The 12,823-nt window shown below is 70.1% G+C and carries 15 protein-coding genes; 5 read left to right on the plus strand and 10 right to left on the minus strand.

The window, feature by feature from the left end; all coding sequences use genetic code 11:
• Positions 1 to 14 precede the first annotated feature (14 nt).
• Entirely contained in the window at positions 15 to 422 is a 408-nt protein-coding gene (locus AB0M82_RS10855; protein ID WP_364719778.1) for a nuclear transport factor 2 family protein, read from the minus strand.
• A 78-nt stretch (positions 423 to 500) separates the two neighbouring features.
• On the opposite strand from AB0M82_RS10855, the gene AB0M82_RS10860 reads away from it, so the two are divergent.
• Positions 501 to 1,889: a carboxylesterase family protein gene (locus AB0M82_RS10860; RefSeq protein ID WP_364719781.1), complete on the plus strand. Its 1,389-nt coding sequence runs from the start codon at positions 501 to 503 to the stop codon at positions 1,887 to 1,889.
• A gap of 201 nt (positions 1,890 to 2,090) precedes the next feature.
• On the opposite strand, the gene AB0M82_RS10865 is transcribed toward AB0M82_RS10860, so the two are convergent.
• From AB0M82_RS10865 to rnhA, 4 genes are all read right to left on the minus strand, one after another.
• A complete protein-coding gene (locus AB0M82_RS10865; protein WP_364719784.1) occupies positions 2,091 to 4,820 on the minus strand; it encodes a sugar-binding domain-containing protein in 2,730 nt (909 codons plus the stop codon).
• 230 nt (positions 4,821 to 5,050) lie between these two features.
• Complete coding sequence (locus AB0M82_RS10870; protein ID WP_364719787.1) at positions 5,051 to 5,431, minus strand: YchJ family metal-binding protein; 381 nt, start codon at positions 5,429 to 5,431, stop codon at positions 5,051 to 5,053.
• A gap of 92 nt (positions 5,432 to 5,523) precedes the next feature.
• Positions 5,524 to 5,955, minus strand: coding sequence for a hypothetical protein (locus AB0M82_RS10875; protein WP_364719790.1), 432 nt, complete (start codon positions 5,953 to 5,955; stop codon positions 5,524 to 5,526).
• Positions 5,956 to 6,220: 265 nt separating this feature from the next.
• On the minus strand, positions 6,221 to 6,682 hold the full coding sequence (rnhA, locus tag AB0M82_RS10880) for a ribonuclease HI (RefSeq protein WP_364719793.1): 462 nt from the start codon (positions 6,680 to 6,682) through the stop codon (positions 6,221 to 6,223).
• 73 nt (positions 6,683 to 6,755) lie between these two features.
• Here rnhA and AB0M82_RS10885 point away from each other — a divergent pair, with 73 nt between their 5' ends.
• Entirely contained in the window at positions 6,756 to 7,466 is a 711-nt protein-coding gene (locus tag AB0M82_RS10885; protein ID WP_364719795.1) for a Crp/Fnr family transcriptional regulator, read from the plus strand.
• A gap of 119 nt (positions 7,467 to 7,585) precedes the next feature.
• On the opposite strand, the gene AB0M82_RS10890 is transcribed toward AB0M82_RS10885, so the two are convergent.
• Positions 7,586 to 8,635 carry a hypothetical protein gene (locus AB0M82_RS10890; RefSeq protein ID WP_364719798.1) on the minus strand — a complete coding sequence of 350 codons (1,050 nt, stop codon included), beginning with the start codon at positions 8,633 to 8,635 and terminating at the stop codon, positions 7,586 to 7,588.
• 157 nt (positions 8,636 to 8,792) lie between these two features.
• Between AB0M82_RS10890 and AB0M82_RS10895 the strand changes: the two genes are divergently transcribed.
• Genes AB0M82_RS10895 through AB0M82_RS10905 form a run of 3 tightly spaced genes read left to right on the plus strand, consistent with a single transcriptional unit; the run spans position 8,793 to position 10,346 of the window.
• On the plus strand, positions 8,793 to 8,927 hold the full coding sequence (locus AB0M82_RS10895; protein ID WP_364719800.1) for a hypothetical protein: 135 nt from the start codon (positions 8,793 to 8,795) through the stop codon (positions 8,925 to 8,927).
• A 7-nt stretch (positions 8,928 to 8,934) separates the two neighbouring features.
• On the plus strand, positions 8,935 to 9,543 hold the full coding sequence (locus tag AB0M82_RS10900; protein WP_364719802.1) for a hypothetical protein: 609 nt from the start codon (positions 8,935 to 8,937) through the stop codon (positions 9,541 to 9,543).
• A 20-nt stretch (positions 9,544 to 9,563) separates the two neighbouring features.
• Complete coding sequence (locus AB0M82_RS10905) at positions 9,564 to 10,346, plus strand: DUF1684 domain-containing protein (RefSeq protein WP_364719804.1); 783 nt, start codon at positions 9,564 to 9,566, stop codon at positions 10,344 to 10,346.
• Positions 10,347 to 10,379: 33 nt separating this feature from the next.
• Here the strand turns inward: AB0M82_RS10905 and AB0M82_RS10910 are convergent, their stop codons facing one another.
• The 4 genes from AB0M82_RS10910 to AB0M82_RS10925 form a co-directional block, all read right to left on the minus strand.
• A complete protein-coding gene (locus tag AB0M82_RS10910) occupies positions 10,380 to 10,862 on the minus strand; it encodes a hypothetical protein (RefSeq protein ID WP_364719806.1) in 483 nt (160 codons plus the stop codon).
• A gap of 127 nt (positions 10,863 to 10,989) precedes the next feature.
• A complete protein-coding gene (locus AB0M82_RS10915; RefSeq protein WP_364719808.1) occupies positions 10,990 to 11,262 on the minus strand; it encodes a hypothetical protein in 273 nt (90 codons plus the stop codon).
• Positions 11,259 to 11,426 carry a hypothetical protein gene (locus tag AB0M82_RS10920; protein ID WP_364719810.1) on the minus strand — a complete coding sequence of 56 codons (168 nt, stop codon included), beginning with the start codon at positions 11,424 to 11,426 and terminating at the stop codon, positions 11,259 to 11,261. Before AB0M82_RS10920 ends, AB0M82_RS10915 begins: the two co-directional genes overlap by 4 nt.
• 56 nt (positions 11,427 to 11,482) lie before the next feature.
• The gene (locus tag AB0M82_RS10925) at positions 11,483 to 12,736 is read right to left on the minus strand and encodes an ATP-binding protein (RefSeq protein ID WP_364719813.1); all 1,254 of its coding nucleotides are present in this window, start codon (positions 12,734 to 12,736) and stop codon (positions 11,483 to 11,485) included.
• Between the last annotated feature and the right edge of the window lie 87 nt (positions 12,737 to 12,823).

A 12,823-nucleotide genomic window follows, 5' to 3' on the forward strand; every position in this document is an offset into this window, starting at 1 on the left:
CTCCGCGACGGGCGTCACCGGGCCAGGTCGGTGAGCACCTCGGCGACCAGCTGGGTGTCCATGTACTCGGTGATCTCGCGGATCCGGCCGTCCTGGAGCCGGAAGACGAAGCAGTACTCGTTGTCGTAGCGCGCGCCGGACTTCGTGGCGACGCTGCCCCGCGTCTCGACCACGACGACGTCGTCCTCGGCGACGAACCGGCTCGCGGTGCTGGTGTAGATGCCGTCGAACTGCTCGCCGAGCGGCCCGAGCAGGTCACGGCGGACCGAGTCCTTGCCGCGGAAGCTGCCGGACCAGCTGTTGTGCCCGCTGACGGTCCAGACGACGTCGTCGGCCATGGCCGCGACCAGCGGCCGGATGTCGCCGGTCGCCCAGGCGTCGAACGCCGTCTTCAGGAGCTGCTTGTTTTCGGCTGTGGTCAAGTCTTCCTCCCGGTGTGTGTGCCCCAGTCAACACGCTGGAGCGCGCTCCAGGGCAAGCCCGGCGCCTAGGCTGACGGCGTGACGACGGTGGAGATCACGGCCGGCGCCCTGCGTGGTTCCGGGCGGGACGGGGTCAGGACGTTCCTCGGCGTGCCGTACGCCGAACCGCCGGTGGGGGAGCTGCGGTTCCGCGCGCCCCGGCCGGCGGTGCCGTGGTCCGGTGAACGCGATGCCACCCGCTGGGCGCCGCGGGCGCCGCAGCCCGAGCTGACCGGCCGCGGCTTCACCGGCGACGAGGACTGCCTCCACCTCAACGTCTACGCCCCGGCCGAGCCCGGCTCGTACCCCGTCCTCGTGTGGATCCACGGCGGAGGCGGCGTGATGGGCGCGCCGCACCAGTTCGACGCGTCGGCGTACGCGCGGCGCGGCGTCGTCGTCGTGACGGTCGCCTACCGGCTCGGGGTGCTCGGCATGCTGCACCTGCCCGGCGTCGCCGACTCCAACCTGTCCCTGCGCGACCAGGTCGCCGCGCTGGAGTGGGTGCGGGACAACGTCGCCGCGTTCGGGGGCGACCCGGACCGCGTGACGCTCGCCGGGCAGTCCAACGGCGGGCGCACCGTCGGGACGCTGCTCGCGGTGCCCGCCACGCGCGGGCTCGTGCGGCAGGCGATCGTGCAGAGCGGCACCGGCGTCGGCTCGGTCGTGCACACTCCGGCCGAAGGCGCGGCGGTCGCTTCGGCGGTCCTGACGGAGTTGGACGCCTCGCCGGATGATCTGGCGACGTTGTCGGTGAAGCGGATTCTCGAAGCGCAGCAACGGGTTTCGGCGGCGTCGGGGACCAAGGTGACCTACCGCGTGGTCGTCGGCGACGAACTGCTTCCCCGACGGCCGCTGGACGGCGTCCGCGACGTCCGGCTGCTCATCGGGACGACGGCCGACGAGGAGGACCTGTTCAGCTGGCTGCAGTCGGGCGGCGCGAAGCTGCTCGGCGTCGGCTCGACGATGCTGGACGCTTCCGCGGTGGACAAGGCCGTCGCGGCCTACCGTGAGCTGCTGCCGGACTGGCCCGAGGACCAGGTCCGCAACCGCGCGCTGACCGCGGGCGACTGGTGGATCCCGGCGATCCGCTTCGCCGAGGCACAGCCGGACGCCTGGATGTACCGGCTCGACTGGCGGATCGCCCCGCGCGGGAAGGGACTCGGCGCGGCGCACGGCCTCGACCTGCCGTTGATGTTCGACGACATCCGCAACCGGAACTGGCGGTTCCTCTTCGCCGGGCGGACCTTCCCGGCCGAGCGGATGCAGGCGATGGCGACGGCGATGTTCGACGTCTGGGTCCGGTTCATCACCACCGGCGACCCGGGCTGGCCGCGCTACACGACGGCGGACCGCGTCACGCACCTGTTCGACGACGTCTCGACGACCGTCTCCGACCCGGACCGCGAGCAGCGCCTCCTCTGGACGTGATCCGGGGGCGGCACTTTCCCGTGAAAGTGCCGCCCCCGGACCGGTCCTGGTGTCGGGCGTCGCGAGTTGTTCGACGTTCGGGCCGAGCGCCCCAAAGTGGCGTTCGGTGCGTCCAACGCACCCAATGTGGCGTTCGGTGCGTTGGACGCACCCAATGTGGCGTTCGGTGCGTCAGACGCAACCAACGTGGCGTTCGGTGCGTCAGACGCAACCAACGCCACATTGGGGCGGAACCCCGGGCCCCCTGGGACCGGCCGTGCCGTCCGCGGGCACCGTCTTCGTGCCCGAGTTCCAGCCCGAAACCCGCACGGACGGCTTGGCGCCCTTGAGGTCCGCGGTCCGGTAGGTCGCCGTCAGCGTGGTGGACTCGCCCGGCCAGAGGCTGACCTGGTTGTCGGTCCACCGCACCGGCAGCACCGGCGCGCCCGCCCCGCCGACCACGTGCGCGTCGAGGAAGAACGCCGGGATCTTTCCGGTCGAGGTGTTCGTCAGCGTCACCTTGGTGGTCGTCGTGTCGCCGTTCACCGAGGACGTCGCGTTTGCGCCGACGGTGACCGAACCCAGCGAGTTCAGCCCGGTCAGGTCGGCGTACGACTTCGTCGGCGTGTAGTACCAGTCGCTGTTGTTCCAGTCGAGCGTGTCGGCCTTGGTGGACAGCCAGTAGACGTTCCGGCTGACCTCCTTGCCCGACGCGTCGCTGAGCACCAGCTTCGCCAGGTACGCCTTCGACAGCCCGCTCACCGTGCCGATGGTCAGCGCGGTGGTCTTCGCACCGTCACCGCCCACCGAAACGACCTTGGACTGGTCGAACTTCGCCGTGCCGTCCAGGTTGAACAGCTGCACACGCGCGGTGAGGTTCGACGCCGCGTCGTGGTTGTGGTTGACCACCACGACGGACTTGGTGTCGTACGAATACTGGATGTGCAGCGGCTCGTTGGCCTTCTTGGCCCCGAAGTACGAGCCGTTCTGGTCGAGGTAGGCGTCGAACAGCTGCCAGTGCAGCGACGTCCAGCCGCTGTTGAGCATCCAGTAGATGATCCCGGTGGCCGGGTTCGAGCTGTCGCTGAAGTTCCGCGAGTGCGACTCGAACTCGGCGCGGACGTTCTCGTACTGCGCCAGCTGTGCCTTCCGGACGTAGTCGGCGAGGCTCGACGGCGCGCCGTAGCGGCCGGAAAGCGCGGCACCGAACAGTTTCAGGTTGGCGAACGTCGAGGACGAGGACCGGTGGTACTGCGCGGCCGACGGGTTCTTCCACAGCGTGTCCAGCTCGCTCGCGGACATCATCCGCTTGAGCGTGTCCATGGTCGGGATGTCCGGCCCGGCGCTGGTCTCGGAGTTGAAGCTCCAGGCGCCACCGCTGTCGGAGTGCGCCTTGTCGTACCAGTAGTTCGGCGGGACGTAGTCGTACGGCCCGTTCATCTTCATCCCGGCCGACCCGAGCTGCGGCGACGACTTCGCCGACGCGGCCGGGACCACCGGCGTGGCCCAGTCCGCGGCGCTCAGCGCGTCGAGGTAGTTCTTCTCGATGGTCGCGTCGGGCGCGAAGTCGCTGCCGATGAGGAACGAGATGACGCTCGGGTGGTCGCGCAGCCGTTCGGCCTCCGCGGTCATCGACGCCTTCGCGACCGGGTAGTCGGCGGCGGTCCAGGGGTCACCCTTCTCGTCGCCGTTGACCTGGCCTTCCCACTTGTCGCAGCACTCCCAGCCGGGCAGCGTGAGCACGCCCATCCGGTCGGCGAGGTCGAAGAACTCGTCGGGCTCGATGTGTCCCTCCAGGCGCACGGTGTTGAGCCCGAGGTCCTTGACGTAGGCGAGCTTGTCCGCCGCGTACTGCTCGTTCCAGCGCAGGAACAGGTCCGGCGAGTAGCCGCCGCCCTTGATCAGCAGCGGGCGTCCGTTGATCGTGTACGACCGGCCGCCGCTGGCGTTCTTCGGCGCTTTGACCTCGCGCACGCCGAAGCGGGAGTGTGCGGTGTCCGACGCGGTGCCGCCGACGCTCGCGGTCAGGTCGAGGTCGTAGAGCGGCTGCCCGCCCATCCCGGCCGGCCACCAGATCCGCGGATTGTCGATCCCGGTCACCGGAAAGGTGACGGTCTTCTTCTCATTGGCCGCCAGGCTCACCGTCTGGCTGATCGCCCGCCCGGCGACCGTGCCCGACACCGTCGCCGAGACCGCGGTCGCCGAGTCGTTGCGGACGTCGGCCTTCACCGTCAGGTCGGCGTGGGACAGCCCGGTCAGCTTCGTGACGACGTGGCCGCCGCGCAGCGCCACCGGGCCGCTGCGCCGGACCAGGACGTCCCGCACGATGCCCATGTTCTGGTCCGGCGGGGTCTGCGCCCAGTCGATCCAGCCCATCGACAGGTCCTTGTCCGGGTCGTTCGGGTAGACCTTGAACGCGACGCTGTTCGTGCCGGCCTTCACCAGCGCGGTGATGTCCAGGTCGTGGTGCGTGTAGGCGCCGTTGACCTGCGTCTTGTCGGCGATCCGCCTGCCGTTGACCCAGACGTCGGCCTTGGACAGGACGCCGCTGAAGTCGAGATAGGTGCGCTGGGTGGTGTCGGCGACCGTGAGGTCGGCGCGGTACCACCAGGGGACCTTGAAGTCCGCGGCCGGCACGTTCTTCATGTTCGTCGAGTAGAACGGGTCGGCGTACTTGCCGTTGGCCAGCAGCCCCGCGTAGACGGTCGAGCGCGGGCCGACCGGGTACCAGCCGGAGGTGTCGTAACCGGGCTTGGAGACCGCGGAGTCGTCGCTGACCCGCGCCGACGTCTGGATCAGGAAGCCGGGGACCGCGGTCGCCGGGGCCGCGGCCGCGACGACCGCCCTGGCCGGCTCCTGCCCGGTGGCGGCCGGGACGGTCGCCCCGGTCACCGCGACGGCCAAGGTGGCCGCCACCAGTAGGGTCCGTGTTCTTCTCTGCCGATAGCTCACTTGCGCGCCTCCTAGGCACCGCGGCGGCGAGGGAAAGGTGGCCATTGTTAGTAAAGTTCCCTAACAATTGCGGATGATGGTAGCGGTCCGGTCACCCCGGGAACAGGGGTGCTTTCGCCCGGTTCGTCAGACGCGGGCGGCGTGCCTCGCCGGGGCGGCGCGCAGGGCGCCGTCTTCCCAGAGTCGCGGGCAGCGTCTCGCTGAGCGGGACACTGTCGGCTCGCGCGGGGTTACGCCTCCGCGTCGAGGTACACCCAGTGGCCGTCCTCACGGCGGAACCGGCTGTTCTCCTCGAGGAAGCCGTCCCGGCCGTGGTGGCGGTAGTGCGCCCGGAACTCGACGGTGCCCTCGGCGTGCAGCAGCCCGCCACCGGTGCGGCCGAGGATCTCCAGCCGCGTCCACTCCTGCCCGGCGTCGAGCGCCAGCCGCCGCGGCCGGGTGTCCGGGTGCCAGGTGCGCAGCAGGTACGCGGTGTCGCGCACGGCGAAGGCGCTGAAGCGCGAGCGCATCAGCAGCTCGGCCGTCGGCGCGGCGAGCCCGCCGTCGTGGAACCGGCCGCAGCAGCCGGCGTAGGACTCGGCCAAGCCGCACGGGCACGGAGCGGGACGCATCGGGAAATTGTGCCGCCCGGCCGTCCACGACGGTGCAGCGGGTTCCGCGCGGGTCTCTCCGCGGGAAATCGGCGTTCGCCACGGTCGCGGTTTCAGGGCATCGGGAAGTCGGCGGCGACGTCCGCCGCGTCTTCGAGCACGGCCGGCTCCGGATGCCCGCCGCCGCTCGTCGCCTCGGCGATCACCAGGAGGGAGCCGTCGAGGCGGGAGGCGTAGTGGTCGCCGGTGAACCGCACGCCGGCCCGCTTCAGCAGCGCGTCGGGCAGGGCGTAGATGTTGCCGCTGCCGTCGCGATCGGCCAGTTCCCGCAGGTCACGCGCTTCTGTGGCCTTCGGCATCCGGACCCAGGCGATCGTGACGACGACGGTGTTCCCGCCACCGTCGCCGACGGCGAGCAACATCCGCGAGAGCGCTTTGCACGGGTGGCGCACGAAGAACTGCTGCACCTGCCCGAACGCGTACGGCGCGCACTTCAGCTCGCGCTTGGCGAGCTTCTTGATCGTCTTGAGGCCGAGGCGTTTCATCGCGTCCTCGTGCTTGCCCTTGCGGGCGGACTCCTTGCCGGAGCTACGAGCCTGCAGGCTCGACCCGCCGCCGGACTCGACCGCCGCCGAGCCTTCACCCGCGCTCAGCGCCGTTCTCGTCGGTGTAGAAACCCTCGACGTCGGACATCTCCCGTTCCCTCCCCGGTCCGGAAGGGTCCGATCTTCCCTCGGAGCGCCGGGAGAAAGAACGCCGATCGCCCGAACGGCGCAACGTCCGTCCTTTTCGGAGTACTGTGCCGGATCGCTAACCCGCGTTGACCGGCTTCCCGGTCTCCCGGGCCTCCTGCGCGCCCCGCACCGCGAGCCGGTCCGCTCGCTCGTTCTCCGGGTGCCCCGCGTGACCCTTGACCCACAGCCACTCGACTTCGTGCCCGCCGATCGCCGCGTCGAGGCGCTGCCACAGGTCCGCGTTCTTAACCGGCGCGCGCGCCGTCGTCTGCCAGCCGTTGTTCTTCCAGCGGGGCAGCCACTGCGTGATTCCGTTGCGCACGTACGTGCTGTCGGTGTACACGCGCACCCGCGACGGCCGGGTCAGGCTCTCCAGGGCCCGGATCGGCGCGGTCAGCTCCATCCGGTTGTTCGTCGTGGGAGTGGCTTCGCCGCCGTAGAGCTCGCGCTCGTGCCGGCCGTAGCGCAGCACCGCGCCCCAGCCGCCCGGTCCGGGGTTCCCGCTGCACGCGCCGTCGGTGTAGATCTCCACGTCCACGCGGCGACCTTACCGGGGTGATCCTCGCTCCCGGCCGCGACGCCGGGTTACGGTGGTGATCCGGAGGGGAGCCATGAGCGGGCACGACGACACGGCGGCGGAGGGGGCGTTCCTGGCCTACCTCGCCGACGCCGATCGCGACTACCTGCTCGCCAGGGGCACCCGCCGCCGGTTCCGCGCGAACGACGTCGTGCTCATGGAGGGCGACCCGTCCGACCACGTCCACGTGCTGGTTTCCGGCTGGGTGCGCGTCTCCACGATCGTCGAGGACGGTCGCGAGGTGCTCTTCGGCCTGCGCGGCCCCGGCGAGGTGCTGGGCGATCTAGCGGCGGTCACCGGACGGCCGCGGTCGGCGTCGGTGCGCGCGATCGAACCCTGCACCGTCTTCCAGCTGACCGGCGCGGAGTTCGTCGACGTCCTGCACGCCCGGCCCGCGATCGCCATCGCGACGATCAAGACGGTCGCGGCCCGGCTCCGCAACGCCGAGTCCGCCCGGGTCGACTCGGCCGCGTTCGACGTCAGCCGCCGTGTCGCGGTGGTCCTGGTCCGGCTGGCCGAGGAGCACGGCCGGACCGTGCCGGAGGGCGTGGTCATCGAGGCCGCGTTGTCGCAGGAGGACATCGCCGCTCAGATCGGCGCGGCTCGGCGTACCGTCGCACGGGCGCTGCGCGTGCTGCGGGAGCGCGGGATCGTCGAGACCGGCCGTCGCCGGATCCTCATCCGCCGGCCGCGCGTCCTGCGCGCCTTCGCCCGTTCTGAGCCAAACGGCACACAACGCCCGTGACAGCGGGCATCTGACGCACGCCGCCGCCCGGCGATCCTGGAGTCCGGCCGGAAAAGAAAGAGATGCCGACCGGCTGGATTTCATTTTCGTGCGAGGTCGGGGAGTCCTGTCGTGAACGTCTACTGCAAGATTTTGACCCTGGTGAAATCGGTCTTCGTCGCGTTCGTTGTCGGTGGCGTCGTGGGATTCCTGGCGGCCACCGGAAACGTGGCGGAGCCGGCCGCGCCGACGTTGCACGGCTCCGCACCCTTCTCCGCCTCGGCCTGGGTACAGCGATGAGGAGGTGTGTGATGGAGAGCCACTTGGTCTGGGCACTGGTCTTCGGGGCGAGCTGACCCGCGGTGGGGCCCCGGCCGGCCGGCTCGTGGGGGGTCGGCCGGCCGGGCATTCCGCGAATTCCGGTGTCCTGAATCTGTCATGTCCGCCGCGGAACTGCCGCTGGTAACGTGAACAGCTCTTTCCACAGAGGCATCGCGGCGCCGGGAGGGGGTGGGATGACGCCGGAGAACTCCTTCCCGTTCGTGCGCGAACTGAACGAACTGCGCCGCGGCCGTGGGCTCGACGCGGCCGACCTCCACCAGCGGATCGGCCCCTGCCTGCGTGCGGCGTGCGAAATCACCGACACCGACCAGCCCGCCGCGGCCCGGCACAAGCTGGTGCTGCGGCTCACCGAGCTGTGCGGGCGGCTGCCGGCGGACCTGAGGCTGGCCGCGCTGGCGGCGCTGGGCCTGCACGAGGAGGCCGCGGGGGAGTTCCTCGACCGGCGGATCTCGTGGCTGGCCAGCGTCCTGGACCGCGACCCGCGCACCGCGCGCCGCCGGATCGATCTCGCGTTCCGACGGCTCGACGAGCTGCTCGGCGCACCCTCGCGCGGCCGCGACCCGCATCCGCTCGCCGGCTGGTACGTCGAGTCGATGAAGGCGATGCTGAGGTTTGACCGCGACCCGCCCGACCTGCAGGAGGAGCGCCGGATCGTCGCGGAGGTCGACGAGCTCGACGAGCTGGTCCTGTCGTTCAGCGTGCCGGCCGAGCCAGGCAGCGACCCGGTGCCGGACATCACCGCGGACATGTTGTACGGCGGCGAAATCGTCGAAGCCCGCCAGGTTTCGGCGAGCCACGCCCAGTTCGTCATGCGGCTGCCGAACCCGTTGCGGCTCGGCCAGCGGCACGAGTACGGCATTCGCTTCGCCCCGCGGCGCACGACGTTGCGGCCGTACTACGCGATGACGCCGCTGCGCCGCTGCGAGGAGTTCTCGGTGCGGGTCCGGTTCGACCGCACCGACCCGCCGTCCCGGGTGTGGCGCCTCAACGGCGTGCCGGGGCCGGGTGATCGACGACGGCGTCGACTCCGGCGACCCGCTGGCGGTCAACCGGGTCGGCGAGGTGGGGCTCGAGTTCCACGGGCTGCACCAGGGCCTGAGCTATGGCCTGCAGTGGTCGTTCGATTCCCGGGAGGACTGAGGACGCCATGCACACCGTCCCGGTGGCCGCGACCGTCGTCCGGATCGGGATCGTCGCCCCGAGCCGCGGCCGCACCGCCCGCGCGGTGCACCTCGGCGTCACCCTCGACGCGGTGCTGGACGAGGTGGTGGAACGCGTCCCGGTGCCGTACCGGACGCCGACGTGGTTCCGCCGGCCGGAAGGGGACCACACGACGCTGGTCATCCCGCCGGCGGTGCCGCGGCCGTGGGTCGCGACCGGGCTCGTGGGTCTGGTGGACGACGCGCTGCGGCGCCGCAACCGCCACCTCAACGAGTTCGGCAGGCTGCGGCTGCGGCTGGCGGCCGACCACGGCGACGTCGTGCTGCGCCCGCCGCACTTCGGTGGGGCCGCGGTCGCGCTGGCGGCGTGGCTGTGCGACGCCGATGCGCTGAAAGCGGCGCTGTCGGCGACGCCGGAAGCGGACCAGCTGCTGATCGTCTCCGACCGGTTCCACGCCGCGGCCGCGGCGGACCCGGCGGAGTTCCGGCGGGTCGTCGTCCCGGCCGGCGGGGAGCGAGAAGTCGCCTGGCTGCGGACGGGTCCGGATGGTGGGACGCGGAATACCGGCGCGGGCGGCGGGTTGGCACCGTCGTAGCCGAGGAGAAGAGGTCTGCGATGAGCACGTTCACGACCGAGTGGCAGGACTGGAAGACCCGGCGCGAGGCGGACCTCGCGGAGCCGCACGGCTGGCTGGCGCTGGTGTCGCTGGACTGGCTGACCGACGCGCCGCGGGAGTACCCCGGCATCCCCGGCCGCTGGTGGCAGGACGAGGACGCCGCCTACGTCGACCCGGCGGGCGCTTCGCTTTCGCACGACGGCGAGCCGATCGCCGACGTCCGCCGGTTCGAGCTGGTCAACAGCGGCGCGGGCACGCGGGTGCTGGCCGGCGACGTCGAGATCGAAGTGGCCCGCCGCTCGGGGTACCTGATCCGCGTGCACGACCCGAAGGCCGAGGTGCTGCGGGAATTCCGCGGGGTCCCGGCGTACGACCCGTCGCCGTCCTGGGTGCTTTCCGGCCGCTTCGAGCCGTTCGCCACGCCGCGGCCGACCACGGTGGGCGCGGTCGTGGAAGGCCTGAGCCACGTCTACACAGCACCGGGCGTGGTCCACTTCTCACATGAAGGCGCGTCGTACACGCTGACGGCGTTCAACGGCAAGGAGGGCGGGCTCAGCATCCTGTTCACGGACGCGACGAGCGGTGTCACGACGTACGCGGCCAACCGGTCGCTGCCGGTCGGCGCGCCTTCGCCGGACGGGTCGGTGACCTTGGACTTCAACCGGGCGGTGAATCTGCCGTGCGCGTTCACGGACTTCGCGACGTGCCCGCTCCCGCCGGCGGGCAACCACCTGCCGTTCGCGGTCGAAGCCGGGGAGAAGACGCCGTACGAGCGCGGCTGAGGGTGGGGCCACCTTTTCGGGTGGCCCCGGCCTTCAGTGGGCGACGTCGATGACGACGCGGTTGGGCGCGGTGAGGGTGAAGACGTTCACCGTGGTCCGCGACCGGACACCGAGCCCGATGGTCAGCTGGGCTTCCCAGTCCCCGGTGACGGCGACGGCCATGACGTTGTGCAGGTTCCGCGTCCGGAACTTCTGCGGCCCGGTATAGGTCAGGTTGCCGTTGTCATCGTGCGCGGCGGCGTGCCCCACGGTGACGTTGATGAAATACTCGCCGGTGAGCCACACGATTTCCCCGCTGGGGTCGGCGATGAGCTCGTCGAAGAGCTGGTGGCTGACGACGGGCGTGCCCCCAGGGCCGAGGTCGAGCACGATCCGGTCGAACCCGGGATTGAGCCCGGTCCGGATGCCGGTCAGGGTCGGCACCGAGTTCACGGCGCCCGCGGGCGTCGCGGCGGCGAGCGTCCCGGCGATCAGCAGGGTGACGGCGACGAGCGCGCGTCTGAAGGGTCTGGACATGGTGGGCCTCCTGGCGAACTGATGGAAGTCCCAGCGCTGGGTCTACGGGGGACGTCCGGTTCGTCCGGTGGGTTGCCTGGTGGGAGAGTTTCGACAGCTCAAGCGTTACCCGGCTGCTCCGAACGTGTCAGCCGCCGTTGCCCCGGACCAGGGAGAAGATCGTCCCGTCCGCGGTCGCGGAATACACCTCGTGCGATCCGGATGCCCGGTCCGGGGCCTGCAACGCCTGAAGCCGGTCGGCGAACGCTTGTTGCGCCTCCATCACCGCCCCGGCGGACCCTTCGGTGAGCTGTTCGCCGACCGACTCGGAGACGCCGTACCTGACGGTGAGCCGCTCTCGTCCGAAGCCGGAGTCGAAGCTTGTGCCGCGTGCGGTTCCCGCCGGGGTTTCGAACGTCACCCGCTCTCGCGGCCGTCGTTCTCCAGACCGGCTGCAGGAGACAGCGCCTTGCGCGGTGCGCTGAACTCCTTGCGCTGCTGTATCTGCCGCACCAAGGCTTCGTCACTTTGTCCCGACAGGCGCACCGGCGTATCGACCACGTTGAACGCGTCTTCGAGATCCATTGCCGTTCCCCTTCGCCATCATCCAGAAGCAACGAAAGTGCGTCGTGTCGGCCGGCCTACGGAGTGAGTCTCCAGAGCGCATCCAAGGGGAGGGCTTTGATCTTCTCTCCGAACGGCAAAGTTTGCTGGCCGGTGTAGAACACGTACCCGGCGACGAACCGATCTTTCAGATGGTTGGCCAGATTACGCAGGCCGGTGAGATCTTCGGTGCGCACCGTGGCACCCGCCTTTACCGCCACCCCGATCACCCTGCCGTCGGGCGTCTCGATGACCGCGTCGACTTCCTGTTTGTCCTTGGTGCGGTAGTGATACAACCGTCCGCGTTCCTCGGACCAGGTGAGCTGGCGGGCCAGTTCCATGACCACGAAGTTCTCCATCATCGAACCTGCGGCTCCGCTCGGCTCGCCCAGCCGCACCGGGTCCTGCCCGATGAGGTGACAAGCGATACCGGTGTCCACGAACGCCAGTTTCGGTGTGCCCACAGCGCGTCGTGTTTGCCCGGTCGACCAGGCGGGGATGCTCTTGATCAGAAAGACCGACGCCAGCAGTTCGAGATAGCGAATCAAGGTGGTTCTCGGGATGCCGGAATGTGCGGCGAGCGAAGACGGCTCCAGCAGGCCGCCGGCGCGCCCGGCAAGGAGTGCGATCAGTTTGAGCAGGTCGCCTCGACGCTCGATGCTCGCCAGTTCCAGGACGTCGCGTTCGATCAAGGTTGACAGGTATGAGTCGAAAAAGGCAGTACGGCGTCGCGGGGTACGCCGCACGGCTTCCGGGAAGCCACCCACGACGAGCCGCTCCAGGTAGTCGCGGCGGCGCAGTTCTGACGAGTGGTCGATCCGCGGGCCGTGCCGGAACGCGGTGTCCACGAACCGGTCAGGCGTCCCGTGCATCTCGCCCTGGGAGAACGGCCAGAGTTCTATCACCTCCATGCGGCCGGGCAGCGCGTCCGGGAGGGTCCGCATGGCCAGGATTCGTGACGAGCCTGTCAGGAGGTAGCGCCCAGGTGTCGGGTCCAGGTCCACCGACACCTTGATCGGCTGAAGAAGTTCTGGGACCAGCTGGATCTCATCGATGACCATGAGGCTGTCGTGCTCTACGAACCCCGTGGGGTCGTCTTTGGCGGCACGCAGCGTTGTCGGATCGTCGAGCAGCCGAAGAACTGTCGGCTGACGGCCGGTGGCAAGCCTGGTCAACGTGCTCTTGCCGGCCTGGCGAGCTCCGTTCACCAAGACGACACGTGTGTCGTCGAGCGCCTCGCGAACGAGGGCCTCGGCGCGGCGAGGAATCAACTCGTGAGGCTGGTGAGGCATGGTGCGAGTATGCCCCACCAGCAAGATCAACGGTCATCTGGTCGGGTACGTGGTGGTCATCTCGACGGTCAACCCGTGGTCTGATGG

The sequence above is a fragment of the Amycolatopsis sp. NPDC051128 genome, assembly GCF_040682715.1.
In the GTDB taxonomy this organism is placed as follows: Bacteria; Actinomycetota; Actinomycetes; order Mycobacteriales; family Pseudonocardiaceae; genus Amycolatopsis.